Raw genomic sequence first — 21,733 nt, forward strand, 5'->3', positions numbered from 1 at the left:
CATGGGGAAATTCCAAGTTATTTCACATCCACTCATTCAACATAAGTTGTCTATCTTGCGTCGCGTTTCGACTTCGACCAAAGATTTCCGTGAGTTGGTAAATGAAATTGCTATGCTAATGGGTTACGAAGTTCTTCGCGACCTACCATTGGAAGATGTTGAAATCGAAACACCGATTACAAAAACGGTTCAAAAACAAATCGCAGGTAAGAAATTGGCAATCGTTCCAATTCTACGTGCAGGTGTGGGAATGGTTGACGGTCTATTGAGCCTTGTACCTGCTGCAAAAGTTGGTCATATTGGTATGTACCGTGATGAAGAGACCTTGCAGCCAGTTGAATATTTGGTGAAATTGCCAGATGATATTGACCAACGCCAGATTTTTGTTGTTGATCCAATGTTGGCGACAGGTGGCTCAGCTATTTTGGCTATTGATTCTTTGAAAAAGCGTGGTGCATCAAACATCAAATTTGTAGCTCTTGTGTCTGCACCTGAAGGTGTAAAAGCACTTCAAGAGGCACACCCAGATGTAGATATCTATACAGCGGCTTTGGATGAGAAACTCAATGAAAAAGGCTACATCGTTCCAGGTTTGGGAGATGCAGGAGACCGTTTGTTTGGTACAAAATAATATAGGATAAAGAAATCAGCCTGACTGGTTTCTTTTTTTGACCAAGCAAACTGTGTTTTTTATTTGACCATTTTTGACTAATTCTATATAATGGTCTCAGATTTGTTAGAATTGAATAAAAGACAAGGAGAATTCTTATGATTCCAGTAGTAATTGAACAAACCAGCCGTGGTGAACGTTCTTATGACATTTACTCTCGCTTGCTCAAGGACCGCATCATCATGTTGACAGGTCCAGTTGAAGATAACATGGCAAATTCTATCATTGCCCAATTGCTTTTCTTGGATGCCCAAGACCCAACCAAGGATATCTATCTCTATGTCAACACTCCTGGTGGTTCTGTATCAGCAGGTCTGGCGATTGTGGATACCATGAACTTTATTAAAGCAGATGTTCAGACCATCGTGATGGGAACGGCAGCCAGCATGGGAACTATCATTGCATCGAGCGGTGCCAAAGGCAAACGTTTCATGTTGCCAAATGCAGAATACATGATTCACCAGCCTATGGGTGGAACAGGTGGCGGCACCCAACAGACAGATATGGCGATTGCGGCGGAGCACTTGCTCAAAACTCGTAACAAGTTAGAGCAAATTCTTGCTGATAATTCAGGTAAATCTGTCAAACAAATCCACAAAGACGCAGAGCGTGATTACTGGATGACTGCAGAAGAAACCTTGGCATATGGATTCATCGATCAGATCATGGATAAGATGGCAAAATAAGGTAGATGAAGGGCTCGATGTAGCCCTTTTCATTTTGCTGATAAAAAGGTATAATGAAGAGAAGAAGTATGAGAAGGAGCCAGTCATGTTTGAAAAGAAAGAGCGTAAAGGCCTCATTGTATATCTCCACTACAATCGTGAAGCACGCAAGTTGCACAATTTTGGGGATGTGGTCTATCATTCAAAAAAATTACGCTACTTGGTTCTCTATATAGAGGCAGATCGTTTTGATGAGACGTTTGAAAAATTAAAAAAAGAACGATTTGTAAAAAAAGTTTTACCATCTTACATTAAGGATCTAGACCAGAATTTTGTAGGGACTTTAGAGCAAGAACGAGAGAAAAATATTCTTTTATAAAATATTTTTCTTTTTTTGTTGACAATTTTCAGATAATTCAGTATATTGGATACATCGTAAAAATTTAAGAAAGATTTAAGGGGATTTTCATGAAAAAAAGAAAATTTGCTATGGCTCTTGTGAGCTTTGCATCGGCTGCACTTCTTGCAGCATGTGGAACTGTTTCATCAACAAACTCTTCAGCAACTGGAACTGAAATTGGTGAGACAGTCAAAATCGGTTATAACTTGGAATTGTCAGGTTCCGTTTCTTCATATGGTCAAACCGAAGAAAAAGGTGCAAACCTTGCGGTGAAAGAAATCAACGCTGCGGGCGGTATTGACGGCAAGCAAATCGAAGTTATCACAAAAGACAACAAGTCTGAGACAGCAGAAGCAGCGACAGTTGCAACTAGCTTGGTAAGTGAAGGTGCAAATGTTATCGTTGGTCCTGCAACTTCAGGTGCCTCAGCAGCTTCTATCGCTAACGTAACTTCTGCGGGTGTCCCAATGATCTCACCTTCTGGTACGCAAACAGACTTGGTTGTTAAGAGTGACGGTGGTGTACAAGATTACTTCTTCCGTGCTACCTTTACTGACGGCTACCAAGGTCAAATCATGGCTCAGTATGCTACAGAAAACTTGAATGCAGCGAAAGTTGTTCTTTACTATGACAACTCTTCTGACTACGGAAAAGGTATTGCTGATGCCTTCAAAGAAGCTTACTCAGGTGAAATCGTTTCTGAAATCACATTTGCTTCAGGTGACAAAGACTTCCAAGCAGCTCTTACTAAGTTGAAAGACCTTGAATTTGATGCCATCATCATGCCAGGTTACTACAATGAAACAGGTACAATCGTGAAACAAGCACGTGGTCTTGGTATCGATGTTCCAGTTCTTGGTTCAGACGGTTTTGACTCACCACAATTTGCTGAGTTGGCAACAGCTTCAGCTGCAACAAACGTGTACTACCTTTCAGCCTTTGTAACATCTGCAAGTGAGAAAGCGAAAGCCTTCTACGATGCATACGTTGCAGAATATGGTGAAGAGCCATCTATGTTCTCTGCTCTTGCTTATGACTCAGTTTACATGGCAGCAGAAGCAGCTAAAGGTGCAACAACTTCAGTTGAATTGAAAGATAATCTTGCTGCTTTGAAAGACTTCGAAGGTGTGACAGGTACTATGTCTATCGACGCAGAACATAACGTTGTAAAATCAGTTTACGTTGTTGGCTTGACAGAAGGCAAACAATCATCAGTTGATACTGTTTCAGTTTCTAAATAATAAAAAGAGGGCTATCCCCTCTTTTTCCCTTGTTTAGGACTTGATTGAAAAAAATTTTTTGCCGTAAAACTTGCAAATATTCTGAAAATTTAATACAATAGAACGAACGCTTAACAGCAACTATTTGAATAGAAAGATTGGTGAACTCATGCTTCAACAACTTGTCAATGGTTTGATTCTCGGTTCTGTCTATGCCCTCCTAGCCCTAGGCTATACCATGGTGTACGGAATCATCAAACTCATTAACTTTGCCCACGGGGATATCTACATGATGGGTGCCTTTATGGGCTATTATCTTTTAAACAAGATGATTTTTATCCAAGATGGCGGTTTGCGCTTTTTCCTTGCCTTGGTTCTCTCGATGGTCGGAACGGCTGTTTTGGGAGTTGTCATTGAATTCTTGGCCTATCGTCCACTTAGAAATTCAACTCGGATTGCAGCCTTGATTACAGCTATCGGTGTTTCCTTCTTCCTTGAATATGTGATGGTTTATTTCTTTACAGCAGATGTAAAGGCCTTCCCACAAGCGATTGAGGCGGTGAATTTTAACCTTGGTCCAGTGACAGTTACCAACATCCAATTGATTATCCTAGGTGTTGCCTTGACCTTGATGGTTGCCCTTCAATTGATTGTTAAGAAAACAAAAATGGGGAAAGCCATGCGTGCTGTCTCAGTTGATAGCGATGCAGCTCAGCTCATGGGAATCAATGTTAACCGTACCATCAGCTTTACCTTCGCACTTGGATCTGCACTTGCTGGTGCTGCCGGTGTTCTTCTTGGTCTCTACTACAACCAAATCGAGCCTTTGATGGGGATGACACCAGGTCTGAAAGCCTTTGTTGCGGCAGTTTTGGGTGGTATTGGTATTATTCCAGGGGCTGCCTTGGGTGGATTTGTTATCGGTATTATCGAAACCTTTACTTATGTGATTGGTTTGGATACCTTCCGTGATGCCATCGTATATATTGTATTGATTATCATTCTTTTGGTAAGACCAAGCGGTATTCTTGGTAAAAACGTGAAAGAGAAGGTGTAAGCATGAAAGAGAATGTAAAAGTAAATCTAATCTGGCTGGCCTTCTTGGCACTTGGTTTTGCTCTGCTTCAAGGTCTTGTGGCAGCTGGTGTATTGAATTTTTACTATGTTCAAATCGTCCAACAAATTGGAATTAATATCATTTTGGCTGTTGGTTTGAACTTGATTGTCGGTTTCTCAGGTCAATTCTCACTCGGCCATGCAGGCTTTATGGCGATTGGTGCCTATGCAGTTGGTATTATCGGTAAAATGATGCCTTCTTATGCAGGTTTCGGGATTGCCCTTGTAGTCGGCATGCTTGTGGCTGGTTTGGTTGCCCTCTTGGTCGGTCTACCAACGCTACGTTTAAAGGGAGACTACCTAGCAATTGCAACGCTTGGTGTTGCTGAGATTATCCGTATTTTGATTATCAACGGTGGTAGCTTGACCAATGGTGCGGCAGGTATTATGTCGATTCCATTGTTTACCAACTGGCAGTTGGTTTATGTGTTTGTAGTGATTACAACGATTTTGACTGTTAACTTCCTTCGTAGTCCAATGGGCCGTTCTACTATTGCGGTGCGAGAAGATGAGATCGCAGCAGAATCTGTAGGTGTCAACCCAACCTTTGTAAAAGTAACTGCTTTTGTGATTGGTGCTATGACTGCAGCAATTGCTGGTGGCTTGCATGCAGGATACGTTGGAACGATTGTACCAAAAGACTTTGCTTTCATGAACTCTGTGAACGTCTTGATTATTATCGTATTGGGTGGCTTGGGGTCTATTACAGGTTCTTTCGTCGCTGCAATCGTATTGGGAATTTTGAATGTCTTCCTCAAGAGCTATGCAGATATTTCCATGATTATTTACTCATTGGCATTAATTCTCTTGATGATTTTCCGTCCAGGTGGATTGCTTGGAACTAAAGAGTTGAGCTTTGCAAACTTGCTCAAAAAGAAAAAGGAGGTTAACTAATGGCCCTTCTTGATGTTAAAAAATTGACAAAAAACTTTGGTGGTTTGACAGCCGTCGGTGATGTGACAATGGAACTCCATGCAGGTGAATTGGTTGGTTTGATTGGTCCAAACGGGGCTGGAAAAACAACCTTGTTCAACCTCTTGACTGGTGTTTATGAGCCCAGTCAGGGAACGATTACCTTGGATGGCACTGTTTTGAATGGTAAAGCTCCTTCAAAAATTGCTTCTTTGGGCTTGGGACGGACCTTCCAAAATATCCGTTTGTTCAAAAACATGACTGTTTTGGAAAATGTTTTGATTGGACTTGGTAACCACGGTAAGGCTGAGGTGTTGGCAAGTTTCTTCCGACTACCAGCTTTTTATAAAAATGAGGAAGAATTGAAAGAAAGAGCCATCGAATTGCTTAAAATCTTTGATTTGGATGGCGATGCGGATACGCTGGCTAAAAACTTGCCTTATGGACAACAACGTCGATTGGAAATCGTTCGTGCCCTTGCGACCGAACCAAAAATTCTTTTCTTGGATGAGCCAGCTGCTGGTATGAACCCGCAGGAAACAGCAGAATTGACACAACTAATCCGTAAAATCAAAGAAGAGTTCAACATTACGATCATGTTGATTGAACACGACATGAGTTTGGTTATGGAAGTAACTGAGCGTATCTATGTATTGGAATACGGTCGTTTGATTGCCCACGGAACACCAGAAGAAATCCGGACCAACAAACGAGTGATTGAAGCATACCTTGGAGGTGAAGCCTAATGTCAATGTTAAAAGTTGAAAATCTATCGGTACATTACGGCGTCATCGAGGCGGTTAAAAATGTATCTTTTGAAGTCAATGAAGGTGAAGTTGTTACCCTTATCGGTGCCAACGGTGCTGGTAAAACTTCCATCTTGCGTACGATTTCAGGACTTGTTCGTCCATCATCAGGAACTATTTCCTTCCTTGGAAATGAAATCCAAAAAGTTCCTGCCCGTAAAATTGTGGCAGACGGTTTGTCACAAGTTCCAGAAGGTCGCCATGTTTTTGCAGGTTTGACCGTTATGGAAAACTTAGAAATGGGTGCCTTTCTTCGAAATAACCGTGAAGAAAATCAAGCAAATTTGAAAAAGATTTTCTCCCGTTTCCCTCGATTGGAAGAGCGTAAGAACCAAGATGCAGCAACCCTTTCAGGTGGTGAGCAGCAGATGCTTGCCATGGGACGTGCTCTTATGAGCCAACCAAAACTCTTGCTCCTAGATGAGCCATCAATGGGTTTGGCCCCAATCTTCATTCAAGAAATTTTTGATATCATCCAAGATATCCAAAAACAAGGAACAACCGTTCTCTTGATTGAACAAAATGCCAACAAAGCCCTTGCTATCGCAGACCGCGGCTATGTCCTAGAAACAGGAAAAGTCGTCCTATCAGGAACAGGAAAAGAACTCCTCGCCTCAGAAGAAGTCAAAAAAGCATATCTGGGTGGCTAAAATGAGGCTGACGCCTCATTTTAGGTTGGAAATGAGAACCGCTGGTAAGCGGTTTTCTTTATAAGTGGGTTACCCCACGCTTTAAGTTGGAAATGGGAACTGCCGACAGGCAGTTTTCTTTATATCAAAATTGGGTTGTTTTAGGTCGGAAATAGGAACTGCCGGCAGGCAGTTTTCTTTATATTAAGGTCCGGGGGAGTGGATTAAAACAGTCAGGGAAGTGACTGTTTTAACCCGAGCTAAAAAATATAAAAGCGAGGCTTTTTCAGTGAACTATTTCAGCCTGAGCCTAGAAATGAAATAGCGAAGGTTTAGGTCGGAAATAGGGACCGTCGGGAGACGGTCTTTCTTATTTTTGGGATAGGCTGTTTTAATCGGGAAATAGGAAAACTAGCAACTTACGTTGCTAGTTTGTCCCCCACCCTGATGGGCTACTCTGCTCTCACATTCTTGCTTATTTCGGGACAATATGGTAGTATTGTATCCTCATCAGAAGTATTTTTAGAAAGTCGGTATCGAGGAATAAAAATGTTTACAAAAGAATTTGGCTTGATGTTTTATGTGGATGATGTAGCTGCTGAGAAGGCTTTTTGGACAGCTGCTGGTTTTACTATTTTCAATGAAGCTGAGATGATGGGCTACGAAACCTTTGACATGAAGCCACATGCAGAAGCGACAACGACCATTACTGTTTATGCAAATGAGTTTATCCGCCAAGTATCACCAGAAGTGATTGATATGAAGCCAAGTGTCTTGTTTGAAACAGAGGATATTCATGGTCTTCAAGCTCGCATCGCTGGTCTGACGGATACTTGCAGTCCGGTCAATGCGGAACCTTTCCCTAACTTTAACTTTGCTAGCCCAAGTGGTCATTACTTTGCAGTTAAAGGGTAAAAAAAATTATTGAGCTTTGGAACAATCAGCGGTTTTCGATCGCTGATTTTCATATTTTTTCATAAGATATTGAAATCGTTTTCGGTTTTGTGGTATAATAAAGCATGAAAATCCAAGGGAGGAATACCTATGTCAGTTAAAGATTTTATGACCCGCAAGGTTGTCTATATTTCACCAGATACGACCATTGCCCAGGCGGCGGATATCATGCGTGAACAGGATTTGCACCGTCTGCCTGTTATTGAAAACGATAAGTTGGTTGGTTTGGTGACAGAGGGAACGATAGCAGAAGCAAGTCCATCGAAGGCAACCAGTCTTTCCATCTATGAGATGAATTATCTGTTGAACAAGACCAAGGTCAAGGATGTCATGATTAAAAATGTCATTACTGTATCTGGCTATGCCAGTCTTGAAGATGCTGTCTATCTCATGTACAAAAATAAGGTCGGTATTCTTCCGGTAGTAGATAATGGCCAGCTTTATGGTGTTATTACGGATCGTGATATTTTTGCGGCCTTCCTTCATGTTTCCGGTTATGGTGAAGAAGGTGTTCGGGCACGTTTCCTTGTCGATAATAAGGCAGGTGAGTTGGAAAAAATTATCCGCTTGGTGGCAGACAAAGACTACAATATCGTTTCAACGGTTCAATTGGCAACAAAATCTGGTAAGGTTGTGATTGAAGTACAGATCGATGGCAAGGTCGATGTGGAAGAAGTCCGCAGTTTATTTGAAGGGGCAGGTATCCGGGTGGATAGCTTGATGCCGACAGTCGCAAAAAATATTTAAATTGAAAAAATGAAAGGCAGTCCATAAGCGAATAATTGGACTGCTTTTTTTCTTTTTCTAGCGAGAAAATGCTGTGTCAAATTAGATATATGGTATAATAAAAGGGATTATACAAGGAGGAAGTATGGGACATAAGAAGTATAAAAAATACTATAAATCTGGCAAGAAAAATTCTGAAGTCATTGGCTTACTGATCGTTTTAGCCATTGGATTTGTCATGAGTTTTTGGTATATTTTATTGCCACTTGGCTTGTTAATTGGCTATTTTTATAAACGAGATGCCATCCATCGTTTTTTTCTCTCCAATGATATCAAGCGTCTGCAAGAATTGACAACCAGTTCAAAACTACATTTTGACCAGTATCAGGTGATGCTAGCTGAGAAAGGGGAAGACCAGGCTAGCCAACGGCTTAAGGGCGATTTACTGGGGCGATTGTTCGAGTTGGACTTGCTTTACCAGAAAACAAAAAAGTATTTGGATGCCTATTGGAGTCAGGAGGCACAAGCTGCACTGAGTCTGCGTTACCGACTTCAAACGCCGAAAGAGGTGGAAGAAGTGGTCGTGGAAGAAAAAGTGGACCCAATTGTATCGGAAAAAGACTGGATTGCCCAACAGGCGCCAGAAATTTTGGAAACCTATTGCAATGTTCAAAAGGACAACCTGGTCATTCGTGAAAAGTTGGAAGCAACGACGGATAAACGAGAGGAATTAGAAGCTATCCATGACGCCAATATGCGACGTTTTGAGGATATATTGGCTGGCTATTTGAAGATTAAGTCCTCTCCGAAAGATTTCTTTAATGCGGAAGAGCGTATGAGCCAGGCCAAGTTGGCTATGGAAAGTTTTGACAAGGAATTGGATGAAACCATTCGTCAGTTTAACGAAGCAGACTTGAGGGATTTTGAAATTAGTTTACGGATGATGAAGAAGGAGGAACAAACAAGTCATGACAGGATTTAATTTTGATATCGACCAGATTGCAGCAACAAGTTTGGGACAACGGGATAAAACAACTGAGATTATTCAAGCGACGCCAGTTGGTGAGACTAAGACCGTTTCTTTCTTGGCACAGCTGACACCTGAACAACAAGCTGGCATTGTGGCAAAGGCGCCGCAGTTGGTAGATAATTTCTTGGCCAACCAAAACGCTTTGTTGGATTTCGGAAAGGAAGCCGTGGAAGAGGTTAATGCGACAGTAAACCATATCTTGTCTGAGCAGAAAAAAATCGAAATTCCTCAGGTGGATGAGCTGCTTGCCAATACCAACCGTGAGTTGAATGGCTTTGTAGCCAAATACAAGGATGTTTCAACGACTGCCGAATTGGAGAAGAAACCTGGTTTCTTCCAACGGTTATTTAAGCAGACAAAGAACGATTTACAAGAGTTTTACTTTGATTCACAATCGATTGAAAAGCGTATGGACAGCATGGCAGCAAGTGTTGTTAAACAAGAGGAAGTCTTGGCACGCAATATTGTATCGGCAGAGTTACTAATCGAGAACAACACCAAGTCCATCGAAAACTTGGTGGGAGTAATTGCCTTTGTTGAGGCGACTGGCAAGGAAGCGGCAGAGCGTGCACAAGCTCTTCAGATCAGTCTGGCGAGTCTTGCCCCAACTTCTGTGGACTACCAAGTTACATCGGAAAAGTTGGCGCGTGTGACAGAAGTTGCCAATATCTTGGAACAACAGCATTCAGAATACATGAGTCGCTTGTATGTAGCCTGGACCACCACCCCACAAATGCGCAATTTGGTCAAAGTTTCTTCTGACATGAAACAGCGCTTGGGTATGCTCCGTCGCAACACCATTCCAACCATGAAACTGTCAATTGCTCAGCTGGGAATTTTGCAGCAGTCTATCAAATCCAGTCAGACAGCTGATGCTATTGTTAATGCTAACAATGCTGCTTTGCAGATGCTAGCGGACACCTCAAAAGAAGCTATTCCAATGATGGAAAGAACTGCACAAAATCCAACCCTGTCCATCACTTCTGTGACTAAATTAGCTGAAAGCTTGGTGGCACAAAACAACGGGATTATCGCTGCGATTGACGAAGGCAGACAAAAACGTCGTGAATTGGAGTCTGCGATTATTCGCTCTGCTGAAACCATCAATGATTCTGTAAAATTACGGGATGAGAAAATCATTGCTGCTTTACTGGATCAAGGACGTCAGGCACAGACAGAAGCAGAACAAGAATTAGAATCCGAATAAAAAAGAGCAGTTCATTTGAACTGCTTTTAATCTTTAGGAATAGGATTTTTATTGCTATCGAGGGTGAAGCCTTCTCCTAAGACTTCGTGTGCATCAAGGATGGTAATAAAGGCATGGGGGTCGATGCGATGAATCAAGTCTTTCATCTCTTGGAGTTGGCTTTTATAGATGACTGAATAGACCATATGGATATCACGACGACTGTAAAAACCCTGCGCCTTGATAAAGGTGATTCCGCGTTCAATTTCCTCATCGATAGCTGTTGCTAATTCTTCTGATTTTTCGCTGATGATCATCACACCCTTGCTTCCGTAACCTCCATCGCTGATAAAGTCAATCACTCGCGATGCAATTGTCACCATGAGGAGGGTATAAAGTACGGTCCTTAGGTTTTGGGACACCAAGACCGTCAATGTTAAGACCAAGAGGTCGATGGCAAGGATAATCTTTCCAATAGAAAATTGGCTATAACGGTGGCCGATACGGGCTAGAATGTCCGCTCCACCCGTTGTGCCGCCAGCCTTAAAGATGATACCAAGACCGAGGCCGACGATGATACCACTTAACATACTGACGATGAGCAAATCGCCTTCTAAATTGACTTGGAGTGGGAGCTTTTCAAAGAGGATCAACCAAAGGGTCACTGCAAAAGTACCGATGAGTGAATAGATAAGGGTTCTGTGGCCTAAAATCCGCCAGCCTAGGATGAAAAGAGGGATATTGATGACAATGTTCATCACCCAGGGTTGAATACCGAACAGGTAGTAAATAATCAAGTTAATCCCTGTCACCCCTCCTTCATAGAGGTGATTGGGCATGACCAGGTAGTTCAGTCCGAAGGCAAATAAACCTGCACCCAAGAGAATCAGACAGATTTTTTTCAATTGAATTGGATATGCTAACTTCAAGATACTTCCTTCCTTTTTGCGTTCTTATGACCATTCTATCAGATTTTTGAAGCGCTAACAAGCAAATTCAAGGTGCTTTTTTGATGGATTTTTGGTAAAATAAATGGAAATAGTTTTGAAAGTAGGAATAAGAAACCAGATGAGCAAGGGATTTTTAATATCAATTGAAGGGCCAGATGGGGCTGGAAAAACCACCGTTCTCCAACAGATGCTTCCAGCTTTAGAAGCCTTGGGAAGGGAGATTGTGACAACACGAGAGCCTGGCGGAGTCTCCATTGCAGAAGCGATTCGATCCATTATTTTGAATCCAGAGAACACGGAGATGGATGATAAGACAGAACTGCTCTTGTTTGTTGCTGCGCGTCGTCAGCACCTGATGGAAAAAATTCTGCCACCATTGGAAAGAGGAGCCCTAGTCATCATTGATCGCTTTATTGATTCCTCAATTGCCTACCAAGGGTTTGGTCGTGGTTTAGATGTGGATGATATCAACTGGCTCAACGCATATGCGACGGATGGATTGAAACCTGATTTGACGCTCTATTTTGATATTGACGTGGAAGAGGGGTTAGCTCGGATCGCTCGTAATGCCAGTCGAGATGTGGACCGTTTGGACATGGAGAAAATCGATATGCACCAACGGGTTCGCCAAGGTTACTTGTCTATTTTGGAAAAAGAGAGTGACCGAGTGGTGAGAATTGATGCGAGTCAAGACTTGGCAACTGTAACAGCGCAAGCCTTGGCTATGATTGAAGAAAAACTCAAGGTCTAGCATGAAACAAGAACAAGTAAGGGAATTGCAACCCAAGGTATTTTCCTATTTTCAAACTGTGATGACACAAGGTCGCTTGGCCCATGCCTATTTGTTTTCAGGTGACTTTGCCAGCTATGAGATGGCTATCTTTCTCAGCCAGTCACTCTTTTGTCAGGAAAAAGAAGATGCCCTTGCCTGTGGTCAATGTCGGACTTGTCGCCTGATTGAAGAGGGACAGTTTTCAGACGTTACCACATTGTCGCCTCAAGGTAATCTGATAAAAACGGAAATGGTTCGTGACTTGGTAAAGGATTTTTCACGTTCTGGTTTTGAATCCAATCAGCAGGTTTTTATCATCCGCGAAGCAGAAAAGATGCATGCCAATGCTGCTAATTCGCTTCTCAAGGTCATGGAAGAGCCTCAGAGTAAAATACACCTCTTTCTGCTTACCAACCAGGAAGAAGCGGTACTTCCGACCATTAAAAGTCGCACGCAAATTGTGACTTTTCCTAAAAATCAACCACTCATTGAACGAAAACTAGAAGAAGCAGGACTTTTGCGCAACCAAGCAGTCTTAACTGCCCAGCTCGTTTCCCAACTCGATCAAGCTTTGGACTTGGCTAAGAATAAGTCTTATTTGGATCTGCTTGCGATTTGTCGTAAGTTTGTGGACACTTTGTTGCATTCCCAAGACAGGGCCTATCTTTTGGTGCCTCAGTTGGTTAACTTGGCGGTGGAAAAAGCAGAGCAGGCTCGTTTGTTTGAACTACTGATCTGTTTGTTGGCTGACCAGATGGCAGAGAAAAAGGCAAGGCAATTACTGACAGCTTGCTTGTCTGTTAAGAAGATGTGGCAGGCCAATGTCAGTTTGCAGAATTCTCTGGAATACCTAGTCTTAAAAACCCAGAATTAGAAAGGAAGAAAATGGATAAAAGAGAACTTTTTGATGCTCTAGAGGATTTTTCACAACAACTTTTGACGACACTTGCAGAGGTTGAGGCCATTCAAAACCACTTACGAGGAGTGATAGAAGAAAACACGGCTCTTCGTTTGGAAAATTCTAAACTGCGGGAGCGACTAGCAAAAGACACAACTGCTTCTGCAAAAAATTCTAGTTCTGGTAAGGAAAACCTGCGTCATGTCTATGAAGATGGATTCCATATCTGTAACTATGATTATGGTAAACGTCGTGATAATGACGAAACCTGTATGTTTTGTGATGAACTATTGAATCGAGAATAAGATGGACCTACAAAAATCATTTAAAGGGAATCAGACAGTTGGTAGTCTCTACTTAGTGCCTACCCCGATTGGGAATCTACAAGATATGACCTTCAGAGCCATTCAAACCTTGAAGGATGTTGATTTTATTGCGGCGGAGGACACCCGTAACACAGGACTTTTGCTTAAACATTTTGAGATTGACACAAAGCAAACCTCTTTTCATGAACACAATGCCCATGAAAAGATTCCTGTCTTGATTGATTGGCTCAAGTCGGGCCAGTCTATTGCCCAGGTGTCTGATGCAGGCTTGCCTTCTATCTCGGATCCTGGTCATGACTTAGTAAAGGCAGCTATTGCAGAAAATATTCCTGTTGTGGCATTGCCTGGGGCGTCCGCAGGAATTACAGCCCTGATTGCCTCCGGCTTGGCTCCGCAACCGCATATTTTCTACGGCTTTTTGCCTAGAAAAGCAGGGCAGCAAAAGGATTTTTTCCAAGAAAAGCGTGCCTATCCTGAAACGCAGATTTTCTATGAATCACCCTATCGTGTGGTAGATACCTTGGAAAACATGCTTTCTGTTTATGGAGACCGCCAGGTGACAGTCGTGCGCGAATTGACCAAACTCTATGAAGAATACCAGCGAGGCACTATTTCAGAAGTTTTAGACTATTTGAAGGACAACCCTCTAAAAGGAGAATGTCTTATTATTGTCGCTGGTGCTGGTGAGGAAGAGATGCCATCTGCAGAAGATGTGGATTTAAAAGCTGAGGTTGAAAAGGAAATCGCAAGTGGCCGCAAACCCAACCAGGCCATTAAAGAAGTTGCCAAACGCTACCAGCTCAAAAAACAAGAGGTATACGATGTGTATCATGGACTAGGTTAAGGCCTAGTCTTTTGCTTTTTCCGTATCTTTTCTGAGAATTAAGGTAACTTTATGGAATTTTCTGAATTCTTGTGATATAATAAACACATTACATTTTTGGAGGGATTTTATGACAATCTACAACTTTTCTGCAGGTCCTGCAGTATTGCCAAAACCAGTGCTTGAACGCGCTCAAGCTGAATTCTTGGACTACAATGGTTCGGGAATGAGTGTTTTGGAGATGTCCCATCGCTCCAAAGATTTTGATGATATTATAAAAGGTGCTGAAGCGACCCTGCGTGAACTCATGGCTATTCCTGACAACTACAAGGTAATTTTCCTGCAAGGTGGAGCATCATTGGAATTCACCATGATTCCGCTCAACTTTGCTCAAGGAAAGAAAGCCTACTATCTAGCTGGTGGCTCTTGGGGAAAAAAAGCCTATACAGAGGCTGTGAAACTATCTAAGACCATTGATTTTGAGCCAATCTTGTTGGGCTCAACAGAAGATATCACCTATGCAGAATTGCCGACCTTTGATAAAAATGACATTGATCCAAGTGCAGCCTATGTTCACTTGACAACCAACAATACTATTGAAGGTACAGCTGTCTATGATATTCCAGATACCAATGGTGTTCCAGTTATTGGTGATATGTCTTCAAACATCTTAGCAGCTCGTTACAATGTAGAAGACTTTGCCATGATTTATGCCGGTGCACAGAAGAATATTGGTCCAGCGGGTGTGACAGTTGTCATTATCCGAGAGGATTTCCTCAACGAGCAACCAATGCTTTCAAGCATGTTGGATTACCGCATTCAAGCAGAAAATGAATCGCTCTATAATACGCCGCCAGCTTACTCTATCTACATTTCCAAACTTGTCTTTGAGTGGGTCAAGGAAATCGGTGGTGTGGACGAAATGGAGAAAATCAACCGTGAAAAAGCAGGTCTGCTCTACGACTATATTGACGCGTCAGCTTTTTACAGCAACCCTGTCCGTAAAAAAGAAGAGCGTTCAGTAGCCAACATTCCATTCGTGTCACCAAGCGAGGAATTGGATGCTAAATTTGTCAAAGAAGCGACAGCAGCAGGCTTTAAGAACATCAAGGGCCACCGTTCTGTTGGTGGAATGCGGGCATCACTTTACAATGCCTTTCCTCGCCAAGGTGTGGTTGATTTGATTGACTTTATGAAGAAATTTGAAGCGGAGAATGTTTAATGGAAATCCGTCTTGCTCATCCCAATGAAGTAGCAGTTATTAGTCAGATTATTGATCAGGCCAAGGCCTTTCTAGCAGCTTCTGGCAGTAGCCAGTGGCAAGGAATTTACCCTAATCAAGATACGATTTTTGATGATATTTTAACAGGCAAGGGCTATGTTGGTCTGGTGGATGGTAAGGTTGCGGTTTATGCGGCTGTCTTTCGTGGGACAGAGGCTGCTTATGAAGCCATTTATGAGGGCAAGTGGCAGCATAACAATCCCCTTTACACGACTATTCACCGTGTGGCAGTAGCCAAGGAGTTTCAGGGTAAAGGTGTTGTTCAGACCTTCCTGCAAGGGATTATCGAAGGGCAAAAGGGCCCAGATTTCCGCTGTGATACCCATGAGAAAAACCTGCCCATGCAGCACATTCTGGAAAAGCTAGGCTTTGTCTATTGTGGAAAAGTTCCCTTGGACGGAGAACGCCTAGCCTACCAAAAAATCAAGCACAAGAGCGAGCGCAGTCTCTATCAGGAGATTGATGAAGATGATCGTTGGCTCTTGGGAAATAATTAATAAAGAAAGTCAGGCGGTAGCTCTTCCGCCTTTTTAGGTAAGAAAAATGGTATTTAGTGTACGAACTTTTAACAATATTAACCAGGTTGGTTTGAAGGAATTGGGCAATCGTTTCCAGATTGACGGTGACCATGCGGCTAATCCAGATGCCTTTATCATTCGTTCTGAAAACTTGCATGGTTTTGATTTTCCAGAAAATCTGAAAGCCATTGCCCGTGCAGGAGCAGGGACCAACAATATTCCTATTGAGGAAGCGACTGAAAAGGGAATTGTTGTTTTCAATACTCCAGGAGCCAATGCTAATGCTGTAAAAGAAGCGGTGCTTGCCTCTATCCTTTTGTCTGCCCGCGACTATATCGGAGCGACAGCTTGGACAAATACATTGTCAGGAGATGATGTACCAAAACAAGTCGAAGCTGGTAAGAAGCAGTTTGCAGGGACAGAAATTTCTGGTAAAACTCTTGGTGTGATTGGACTTGGTGCTATTGGTGCCCGTATTGCCAACGACGCTCGCCGTCTGGGTATGAATGTGCTTGGTTACGATCCGTATGTGTCGATTGAAACAGCATGGAGTATCTCAAGTCACGTTAAACGGGTAGATGATTTGAAAGAAATCTTTACCAATGCTGACTATATCACAGTCCATGTTCCTTTGACAGACAAGACGCGCGACTTGTTTAATGCAGCTAGTTTTGGTCAAATGAAAAAAGGGACGACTTTGATTAACTTCGCTCGTGGTGAGCTGGTCAATAATGCCGACTTGTTTGAAGCCATTGAAGCAGGAGTTATCAAGAATTACATTACTGACTTTGGAACAGAAGAAGTGCTTAATAAGGACCACATTATTGTCTTCCCACACGTTGGTGGTTCAACAGAAGAAGCAGAGCTCAACTGTGCTATTGCGGCTGGTCAGACCATTCGGCGTTTTATGGAGACTGGTGAAATCATCAACTCAGTCAATTTCCCAAATGTCAAACAGTTCTTGGATGCTCCCTATCGGATTACCCTTATCAACAAAAACATTCCAAACATGGTGGCAAAAATCACCACAGCCGTGTCTGAATTAGGCATCAACATTGACAATATTATCAACAAGTCAAAGGGTGACTATGCCTATACCTTGTTGGATTTGGATGAAGCAGACAAGACAAAAATCGACCAGTTGGTTGCCAACTTTGAAGCAACGGAAGCCATTGTCAAGGTCCGCGTCATTAAAAATAAAAACTAAGTATGTACTTAAAAACGATCTATCAAAGTCCACTTGGTCCTATGTCTCTTGTTGCTAGTGATAGGGGCTTGCGAGGTGCCTGGTTTGAGGACCAGAAGTATTTTGAACGAGGACTAGCTGAAGAACCAGTTCTAGGCTCACATCCTATTTTAGATCAGACCAGTCTCTTGCTGGATGCTTATTTTTCAGGTCAAGATGTGGATTTTTCTAGCCTGACGCTTGAAGCTATTGGAACGGAATTTCAGGAAAAAGTCTGGACATTATTGAAAGAAATTCCTCATGGCCAGACGACTAGCTATGGACAACTTGCCCAGCAACTGGGAGTCTGTTCAGGGCAGGCAGTCGGTGGAGCAGTTGGACGAAATCCCTATTCTGTCATCGTTCCCTGCCACCGTGTTATCAATCAAAAAGGGCAGTTGACAGGCTATGCGGGAGGACTGGATAAAAAAATCTGGCTCTTGCAACACGAAAATCTATACTTTGAGGTGAAACAATGATTTTATACTATGAATATCCCAAGTGTTCGACCTGTCGAGCAGCAAAAGCAGAGCTGAACAGTTTGGGCTTGGAATTTGAAGCTATTGATATCAAGGCAACTCCTCCAAGTGCTGACCAGCTCAAATCCTGGATGGAAGCAACAGGTTTAGACCTGAAAAAGTATTTCAATACTTCAGGAAATAGTTACCGTGAACTTGGTCTGAAAGATAAATTTGACAGCTTAACGGTGGATCAAGCATTAGACTTATTAGCTAATGATGGTATGTTGATTAAACGTCCTCTCTTGATTCAAGATGGAAAAATATTGCAGATTGGCTATCGTACAAAATATGAAAATCTCGGCTTATAAGGCCGAGATTTTTTCTTAAAAGGCGTATTCAATGGAGATGTATTCATAGTCTTTACGCAGCTGGTAGAGCATATTTTGCTTGTTGGCACGCAGTTCCGCAAAGCTACTAGGACTGACCTTGTGAAGGTGAATTTTGACCTTGAGCTGCATACCTTGTTTGTAGATGAGAATATCCAAGTCCTCCTCTTCTTCCAAATAAGGCGTGAGAATATCGTAGATATTGTCCCTCAAATCAGGTGCCTGAATGGTACCGTGAGCCAGTTCCATAAAGGCTGATATCAACAGCTGGAGCGGGTCTTTGAAGGAAATAACTGCAAGAGCAACCGTTACAAAGAAATCTCCTGTAAAATGTAGGAACTGCAAGGGACTGTCTGCAGGGATAAAGGCAAGAAATAGAAAAGCGATACCAATGGCGGCTGAAATCAAGCCGTCAATCAAGTTGCCTTTGGCCTCAGCTGCAATGATGGTTGAGATATTGCCGATTTTTTGATTCATATAGCGATTGTAGCCATACAGACCGAAGCAAACAAAAAGCATGATACTGGTGTATGGGATAACAGGCCCCGTTGTCATCTGGTGCCCAATGCCATGTACAAAATAGGCAAAGGCTGTCGCTGCTGTTTCCAAAACGGCAAAAACAAGCAAGAGTAGGGTGGCCAAGGACTTCATAATGGCATAGAGCGGTTCTAGAAAGTGAAGGCCTTGTGGAAATGTTGTTGTTCTCCGGTGGCTATTTTTTGAAATATAGACGGCAACAACAGATGACACAAAAGCAATTAGGGAGAAGACACTGTCCAAGAGAAGAGCGTTTAAATCGGTCATGATGTAGACTGCGAGACCTGCCAAACCACTGAGTCCATTGACTAGGGCAGAGATGGTTAAAGAGCGCGCTTCAATTTTTTTTGGATCCATTTCATCTCCTCCTTAACTAGTTCACTAAATTTAGTATACTATATTTTGGAAACGATTTCAAAAATATTGTCCGAAAGAAAAAGAGGGTATTCCCTCTTCTATGGTAAATCAATTTCCATGACAATCGGTGTATGGTCTTGGCGAGCACCGGAGTCAATCATAGCTGATTTTGTCACCTTGTCAGCGATACGGTCGCTAACCAACCAGTAGTCGATTCTCCAGCCTGTGTTGTTGATTTTGCTGGTGCGGCTGCGTTGTGCCCACCAAGTATAAGCATTGAGGACATCCCCATGCAAGTGGCGGAAGGTATCTGTGAAGCCTTTGGCTAGCAAATTTGTAAAGCCTTCACGCTCTTCATCTGTAAATCCTGGTGACTGGCGGTTGCTGGCTGGGTTTGCAAGGTCGATTTCCTTATGGGCAACGTTATAGTCACCTGTGGCTAAGACCGGCTTTTGGCTGTCAAGCTGTGATAGGTATTCGGCATACTGAACGTCCCAGATTTGGCGGTCGGCCAATCGCTTCAAGCCATCTCCAGCATTTGGCGTATAAACCTGGGTAACATAGAAGTCGTCAAACTCCAGCGTGATGATGCGTCCCTCAGAATCCATAGTGGTCGGGGCACCAATTTCTGGGAAGCTGATAGTTGGTGTAAGGTGATTTTTATAAAGGAAGAGGGTTCCTGCATAGCCCTTGCGTGCAGGTTCAACGGATGAACGCCAGGTATTGGCGTATCCTGGGAAGTAGCCTTCGAGGATTTCCAAGTGCTTCTTGGTTGGTCCCTTGTCAGAGAGTTTGGTTTCTTGAATGGCGATAATGTCGGCATCTTCCGCAACTAGCGTGTCAATCACGGCGCGGGATAGGAGGGCGCGTGGGGATTCTGCAGTTAGCGCAGCGTTGAGGGAATCAATGTTCCAAGAAATGAGTTTCATATGGGTTCCTTTTTCTAGTTTTATCGTGTTTTATTATACCAAAAATACCTTGACCAAGCGAATCTAGGAACTGGAAAAAATCTTTTCATTTTTTGTGTTACAGTATTAAAAGTATGATACAATAGTAGCAAGTAAATCTTTGTTTACGGAGGTTAGGATGAAAAGAATAGTTAGTGGCTTTGCCTGGCTGGCACTCGTTTTGGAAATGCTTGTCTATTATTGGTTCCAATTGCCAGCTCTTAGTATTTACAGTCTAGGTTTTTGGATTTTCCTATTGCAATCTCTGGGCTTTGCTTGGTTGATTTTGCTCTTTTCCAGTCCACAGGGATTGGTCCAAAAGGCCAGTAAATTGTCTGGTAGAAATCGGCAAGTAGAAACCTATGAGTTGAATAAGTCTTTGCCTGCCCATTTGGTTTGGTTAGGTCGGGCTTGGATTTTCATTATTCTTGCCTTGATGGTGATAGGGTTTGCAAATTCACGGATTTTTCGTGCCAAAGATTATGCCAATGTGGTGACGGTCCAGGATGCGGATTTTAAGGAAGATTTTCCAGAAACGGATATTTCAAAACTAGCCCTTTTGGATCGGGCTTCTGCAGAGAAAATCGGTGATACCTATTTAGGGACTATTGATAAGGTTTCTCAGTTTGGCATTTCAGATGATTACCGTCAGATTACCATTGGCCAGCAGCCCTATCGGGTTTCACCGCTTGAGTACAAGAGTATTTGGAAGTGGATTAGCAATCATCAAGATGGGATTGAATACTATGTTAAGGTAAATCAAACGACAGGTAAGGCAGAGTTGGCAAAACTCAGCAAGGCCATGCATTACTCCGATTCAGAGTACCTGATGAATGACACCATGCGCCACCTCCGCTTCCAGTACCCAACGACCATTTTTGGCAAACCATCCTTTGAAGTAGATGATGAAGGAAACCCTTATTACATTGCGACTATCTATCAGCCACAGTTTGGACTATCTTCGAATGATCCAGTCGGAGCAGTTGTCTTGGATGCTGTGACAGGTGAAAGCAAGCGCTATGATCTTGCAGACATCCCAGAATGGGTGGACCGAGTGTATTCTGCCACAAATGTGATCAGTCGTGTGGATGATCACTATACCTATCAGAATGGCTTTTGGAACACTATTTTCAGTCAAACTGGCGTGAAAAATACGACGGACAGCTACAACTATATTACGATTGGGTCGGATATTTATCTTTACACAGGGATTACCTCCGCAACAGCTGATTCTTCTAACCTAGGCTTTATTCTTGTCAATATGCGGACCCGCCAAATCACCAACTACAAGCTAGCGTCTGCAACAGAAACTGCAGCCCAAGAATCAGCAGAAGGAGAGGTGCAGGAAAAAGGCTATCAGGCAACTGCACCTAGTCTGGTAAAATTCTCTGACAAAGCCTATTACCTGGTTTCCTTGAAAGATGATGCAGGGCTGGTTAAAACCTATGCTCTGGTCGATGCAGAAGATTACCAGCAAGTAACAGTCAATAACGATTTGGCGAGCTTGATTTCACAGGTGTCTGGTTCAGATGCTTCCAGTCTGGCAGGTATCTCTAGTGATGGTTCGACTGTAAGTCAGGATATTCAAGTGATTGAAGGAACTATCGAAGCCTTAGGAAGTCAGATGATTGGGGGAACAACTGTTTATTACCTACAATCTCAGGGAACGATTTATAAAGTAAAAGCAAGTGAAGATGCGACAGACCAGCTACCATTTATGAAAGTTGGCGATCAATTCACCGGTCAATTGGCTAAAAATAACTACCTCAATCAATTCACTCTTGAAACAAAATAATCCAATGAGGCTGGGCAAAATGCCCAGGACCACTTCTCAGAGTTCGTGTCAACATCTCAGCGCAGTGGTTGATTGGGTTTAACAGTCCAGTGGACTGTTAAAGGTTGGAGATAAGATTTGCGAAGCAAATCTCAGCAATTCG

General features: G+C 42.7%; 25 protein-coding genes. 22 read left to right on the forward strand and 3 right to left on the reverse strand.

Annotated elements, in window-relative coordinates:
* The first annotated feature begins 1 nt into the window (after position 1).
* The 12 genes from upp (at position 2) to JNG37_RS07665 (ending at position 10,335) form a co-directional block, all read left to right on the forward strand.
* Positions 2-631 (forward strand): uracil phosphoribosyltransferase, encoded by a 630-nt coding sequence (gene upp / locus JNG37_RS07610; protein WP_158457206.1) that lies wholly within the window; start codon positions 2-4, stop codon positions 629-631.
* Positions 632-768: 137 nt separating this feature from the next.
* A complete protein-coding gene (locus tag JNG37_RS07615) occupies positions 769-1,356 on the forward strand; it encodes an ATP-dependent Clp protease proteolytic subunit (RefSeq protein ID WP_158457104.1) in 588 nt (195 codons plus the stop codon).
* An 85-nt stretch (positions 1,357-1,441) separates the two neighbouring features.
* The gene (locus JNG37_RS07620; protein WP_158457102.1) at positions 1,442-1,714 is read left to right on the forward strand and encodes a DUF2129 domain-containing protein; all 273 of its coding nucleotides are present in this window, start codon (positions 1,442-1,444) and stop codon (positions 1,712-1,714) included.
* A gap of 89 nt (positions 1,715-1,803) precedes the next feature.
* Positions 1,804-2,976 carry an ABC transporter substrate-binding protein gene (locus JNG37_RS07625; protein WP_158457100.1) on the forward strand — a complete coding sequence of 391 codons (1,173 nt, stop codon included), beginning with the start codon at positions 1,804-1,806 and terminating at the stop codon, positions 2,974-2,976.
* Between the two features lie 148 nt (positions 2,977-3,124).
* Complete coding sequence (locus JNG37_RS07630) at positions 3,125-4,012, forward strand: branched-chain amino acid ABC transporter permease (RefSeq protein ID WP_158457098.1); 888 nt, start codon at positions 3,125-3,127, stop codon at positions 4,010-4,012.
* Positions 4,013-4,014: 2 nt separating this feature from the next.
* Complete coding sequence (locus JNG37_RS07635; RefSeq protein ID WP_158457096.1) at positions 4,015-4,965, forward strand: branched-chain amino acid ABC transporter permease; 951 nt, start codon at positions 4,015-4,017, stop codon at positions 4,963-4,965.
* Positions 4,965-5,729, forward strand: coding sequence for an ABC transporter ATP-binding protein (locus JNG37_RS07640; RefSeq protein ID WP_158457094.1), 765 nt, complete (start codon positions 4,965-4,967; stop codon positions 5,727-5,729). The genes JNG37_RS07635 and JNG37_RS07640 overlap by 1 nt, the downstream gene beginning before the upstream one ends.
* Entirely contained in the window at positions 5,729-6,439 is a 711-nt protein-coding gene (locus JNG37_RS07645) for an ABC transporter ATP-binding protein (protein WP_158457092.1), read from the forward strand. The genes JNG37_RS07640 and JNG37_RS07645 overlap by 1 nt, the downstream gene beginning before the upstream one ends.
* Positions 6,440-6,967: 528 nt before the next feature.
* A complete protein-coding gene (locus JNG37_RS07650; RefSeq protein WP_158457090.1) occupies positions 6,968-7,333 on the forward strand; it encodes a VOC family protein in 366 nt (121 codons plus the stop codon).
* A 129-nt stretch (positions 7,334-7,462) separates the two neighbouring features.
* Complete coding sequence (locus JNG37_RS07655) at positions 7,463-8,119, forward strand: CBS domain-containing protein (RefSeq protein ID WP_158457088.1); 657 nt, start codon at positions 7,463-7,465, stop codon at positions 8,117-8,119.
* A 124-nt stretch (positions 8,120-8,243) separates the two neighbouring features.
* Positions 8,244-9,080 (forward strand): hypothetical protein, encoded by an 837-nt coding sequence (locus JNG37_RS07660; protein WP_158457086.1) that lies wholly within the window; start codon positions 8,244-8,246, stop codon positions 9,078-9,080.
* Positions 9,067-10,335, forward strand: coding sequence for a toxic anion resistance protein (locus JNG37_RS07665; RefSeq protein WP_158457084.1), 1,269 nt, complete (start codon positions 9,067-9,069; stop codon positions 10,333-10,335). The genes JNG37_RS07660 and JNG37_RS07665 overlap by 14 nt, the downstream gene beginning before the upstream one ends.
* 26 nt (positions 10,336-10,361) lie before the next feature.
* Here JNG37_RS07665 and JNG37_RS07670 read toward each other — a convergent pair whose 3' ends face one another.
* Positions 10,362-11,243 carry a YitT family protein gene (locus JNG37_RS07670; RefSeq protein WP_238336299.1) on the reverse strand — a complete coding sequence of 294 codons (882 nt, stop codon included), beginning with the start codon at positions 11,241-11,243 and terminating at the stop codon, positions 10,362-10,364.
* A 139-nt stretch (positions 11,244-11,382) separates the two neighbouring features.
* Between JNG37_RS07670 and tmk the strand changes: the two genes are divergently transcribed.
* From tmk to JNG37_RS07715, 9 genes are all read left to right on the forward strand, one after another.
* Positions 11,383-12,015 (forward strand): dTMP kinase, encoded by a 633-nt coding sequence (gene tmk / locus JNG37_RS07675; RefSeq protein ID WP_158457082.1) that lies wholly within the window; start codon positions 11,383-11,385, stop codon positions 12,013-12,015.
* Position 12,016: 1 nt separating this feature from the next.
* The gene (locus tag JNG37_RS07680; RefSeq protein WP_158457080.1) at positions 12,017-12,910 is read left to right on the forward strand and encodes a DNA polymerase III subunit delta'; all 894 of its coding nucleotides are present in this window, start codon (positions 12,017-12,019) and stop codon (positions 12,908-12,910) included.
* Positions 12,911-12,921: 11 nt separating this feature from the next.
* Positions 12,922-13,239, forward strand: a complete 318-nt coding sequence (gene yabA, locus JNG37_RS07685; RefSeq protein ID WP_158457078.1) for a DNA replication initiation control protein YabA — start codon at positions 12,922-12,924, stop codon at positions 13,237-13,239.
* A gap of 1 nt (position 13,240) precedes the next feature.
* Positions 13,241-14,104 carry a 16S rRNA (cytidine(1402)-2'-O)-methyltransferase gene (rsmI, locus tag JNG37_RS07690; protein WP_158457076.1) on the forward strand — a complete coding sequence of 288 codons (864 nt, stop codon included), beginning with the start codon at positions 13,241-13,243 and terminating at the stop codon, positions 14,102-14,104.
* Between the two features lie 109 nt (positions 14,105-14,213).
* Positions 14,214-15,305: a 3-phosphoserine/phosphohydroxythreonine transaminase gene (serC, locus tag JNG37_RS07695; protein ID WP_158457074.1), complete on the forward strand. Its 1,092-nt coding sequence runs from the start codon at positions 14,214-14,216 to the stop codon at positions 15,303-15,305.
* Entirely contained in the window at positions 15,305-15,862 is a 558-nt protein-coding gene (locus JNG37_RS07700) for a GNAT family N-acetyltransferase (protein ID WP_158457072.1), read from the forward strand. The genes serC and JNG37_RS07700 overlap by 1 nt, the downstream gene beginning before the upstream one ends.
* Positions 15,863-15,908: 46 nt before the next feature.
* The gene (locus JNG37_RS07705; protein WP_158457070.1) at positions 15,909-17,090 is read left to right on the forward strand and encodes a 3-phosphoglycerate dehydrogenase family protein; all 1,182 of its coding nucleotides are present in this window, start codon (positions 15,909-15,911) and stop codon (positions 17,088-17,090) included.
* 2 nt (positions 17,091-17,092) lie between these two features.
* Positions 17,093-17,587 carry a methylated-DNA--[protein]-cysteine S-methyltransferase gene (locus tag JNG37_RS07710; RefSeq protein ID WP_158457068.1) on the forward strand — a complete coding sequence of 165 codons (495 nt, stop codon included), beginning with the start codon at positions 17,093-17,095 and terminating at the stop codon, positions 17,585-17,587.
* Entirely contained in the window at positions 17,584-17,937 is a 354-nt protein-coding gene (locus tag JNG37_RS07715) for an arsenate reductase family protein (RefSeq protein ID WP_158457066.1), read from the forward strand. The genes JNG37_RS07710 and JNG37_RS07715 overlap by 4 nt, the downstream gene beginning before the upstream one ends.
* Before the next feature lie 15 nt (positions 17,938-17,952).
* On the opposite strand, the gene JNG37_RS07720 is transcribed toward JNG37_RS07715, so the two are convergent.
* Positions 17,953-18,849: a cation transporter gene (locus tag JNG37_RS07720; protein ID WP_158457064.1), complete on the reverse strand. Its 897-nt coding sequence runs from the start codon at positions 18,847-18,849 to the stop codon at positions 17,953-17,955.
* A 98-nt stretch (positions 18,850-18,947) separates the two neighbouring features.
* Positions 18,948-19,778: an exodeoxyribonuclease III gene (locus JNG37_RS07725; RefSeq protein ID WP_158457062.1), complete on the reverse strand. Its 831-nt coding sequence runs from the start codon at positions 19,776-19,778 to the stop codon at positions 18,948-18,950.
* Positions 19,779-19,935: 157 nt separating this feature from the next.
* Here JNG37_RS07725 and JNG37_RS07730 point away from each other — a divergent pair, with 157 nt between their 5' ends.
* On the forward strand, positions 19,936-21,591 hold the full coding sequence (locus tag JNG37_RS07730; RefSeq protein WP_158457060.1) for a hypothetical protein: 1,656 nt from the start codon (positions 19,936-19,938) through the stop codon (positions 21,589-21,591).
* Positions 21,592-21,733 lie beyond the last annotated feature (142 nt).

The sequence above is a fragment of the Streptococcus suis genome (genome assembly GCF_016775005.1).
In the GTDB taxonomy this organism is placed as follows: Bacteria; Bacillota; Bacilli; order Lactobacillales; family Streptococcaceae; genus Streptococcus; species Streptococcus suivaginalis.

Coding starts and splice junctions, on each gene's coding strand:
- upp (WP_158457206.1), top strand. CDS start 2: ATGGGGAAATTCCAAGTTATTTCACATCCACTCATTCAACATAAGTTG.
- JNG37_RS07615 (WP_158457104.1), top strand. CDS start 769: ATGATTCCAGTAGTAATTGAACAAACCAGCCGTGGTGAACGTTCTTAT.
- JNG37_RS07620 (WP_158457102.1), top strand. CDS start 1,442: ATGTTTGAAAAGAAAGAGCGTAAAGGCCTCATTGTATATCTCCACTAC.
- JNG37_RS07625 (WP_158457100.1), top strand. CDS start 1,804: ATGAAAAAAAGAAAATTTGCTATGGCTCTTGTGAGCTTTGCATCGGCT.
- JNG37_RS07630 (WP_158457098.1), top strand. CDS start 3,125: ATGCTTCAACAACTTGTCAATGGTTTGATTCTCGGTTCTGTCTATGCC.
- JNG37_RS07635 (WP_158457096.1), top strand. CDS start 4,015: ATGAAAGAGAATGTAAAAGTAAATCTAATCTGGCTGGCCTTCTTGGCA.
- JNG37_RS07640 (WP_158457094.1), top strand. CDS start 4,965: ATGGCCCTTCTTGATGTTAAAAAATTGACAAAAAACTTTGGTGGTTTG.
- JNG37_RS07645 (WP_158457092.1), top strand. CDS start 5,729: ATGTCAATGTTAAAAGTTGAAAATCTATCGGTACATTACGGCGTCATC.
- JNG37_RS07650 (WP_158457090.1), top strand. CDS start 6,968: ATGTTTACAAAAGAATTTGGCTTGATGTTTTATGTGGATGATGTAGCT.
- JNG37_RS07655 (WP_158457088.1), top strand. CDS start 7,463: ATGTCAGTTAAAGATTTTATGACCCGCAAGGTTGTCTATATTTCACCA.
- JNG37_RS07660 (WP_158457086.1), top strand. CDS start 8,244: ATGGGACATAAGAAGTATAAAAAATACTATAAATCTGGCAAGAAAAAT.
- JNG37_RS07665 (WP_158457084.1), top strand. CDS start 9,067: ATGACAGGATTTAATTTTGATATCGACCAGATTGCAGCAACAAGTTTG.
- tmk (WP_158457082.1), top strand. CDS start 11,383: ATGAGCAAGGGATTTTTAATATCAATTGAAGGGCCAGATGGGGCTGGA.
- JNG37_RS07680 (WP_158457080.1), top strand. CDS start 12,017: ATGAAACAAGAACAAGTAAGGGAATTGCAACCCAAGGTATTTTCCTAT.
- yabA (WP_158457078.1), top strand. CDS start 12,922: ATGGATAAAAGAGAACTTTTTGATGCTCTAGAGGATTTTTCACAACAA.
- rsmI (WP_158457076.1), top strand. CDS start 13,241: ATGGACCTACAAAAATCATTTAAAGGGAATCAGACAGTTGGTAGTCTC.
- serC (WP_158457074.1), top strand. CDS start 14,214: ATGACAATCTACAACTTTTCTGCAGGTCCTGCAGTATTGCCAAAACCA.
- JNG37_RS07700 (WP_158457072.1), top strand. CDS start 15,305: ATGGAAATCCGTCTTGCTCATCCCAATGAAGTAGCAGTTATTAGTCAG.
- JNG37_RS07705 (WP_158457070.1), top strand. CDS start 15,909: ATGGTATTTAGTGTACGAACTTTTAACAATATTAACCAGGTTGGTTTG.
- JNG37_RS07710 (WP_158457068.1), top strand. CDS start 17,093: ATGTACTTAAAAACGATCTATCAAAGTCCACTTGGTCCTATGTCTCTT.
- JNG37_RS07715 (WP_158457066.1), top strand. CDS start 17,584: ATGATTTTATACTATGAATATCCCAAGTGTTCGACCTGTCGAGCAGCA.
- JNG37_RS07720 (WP_158457064.1), bottom strand. CDS start 18,849: ATGGATCCAAAAAAAATTGAAGCGCGCTCTTTAACCATCTCTGCCCTA.
- JNG37_RS07725 (WP_158457062.1), bottom strand. CDS start 19,778: ATGAAACTCATTTCTTGGAACATTGATTCCCTCAACGCTGCGCTAACT.
- JNG37_RS07730 (WP_158457060.1), top strand. CDS start 19,936: ATGAAAAGAATAGTTAGTGGCTTTGCCTGGCTGGCACTCGTTTTGGAA.